This window comes from Microbacterium sp. C5A9 (assembly GCF_022627955.1).
Classification (GTDB): Bacteria; Actinomycetota; Actinomycetes; order Actinomycetales; family Microbacteriaceae; genus Microbacterium.
Genome location: NZ_JABXGD010000021.1, coordinates 1 through 268 on the forward strand (window position 1 = coordinate 1; position 268 = coordinate 268).

A 268-nucleotide genomic window follows, 5' to 3' on the forward strand; every position below is an offset into this window, starting at 1 on the left:
GTTTCAATGACACCACCGATCCGCTTGGGGGATCGAATGTCAATTTCAAGAACATCGACCTTCTTGATCCAAAGAATTACCTGTATGTTGACGGCTTCAATCAAAGCAAACAATATACTTATAGTTCTGAAGTCGAAGCTAAATGGGACCTCAAACTTTATACGGATTCTAATTTTATCGATTATTTGAAAACTGGCTTCCGCTACGCCAACCGCTCTTATTCACGAGGCATAGGCGCTCGCGGCCCCTATGCCGACCTACGTATCCC

Annotated in this window: 1 protein-coding gene; it reads left to right on the forward strand. The window is 44.4% G+C overall.

The genetic code is table 11. The annotated features are described in order from the left end of the window. The coding region (locus tag HWD99_RS18325; RefSeq protein ID WP_241797626.1) for a hypothetical protein at positions 1 to 268 on the forward strand (268 nt) is incomplete at both ends.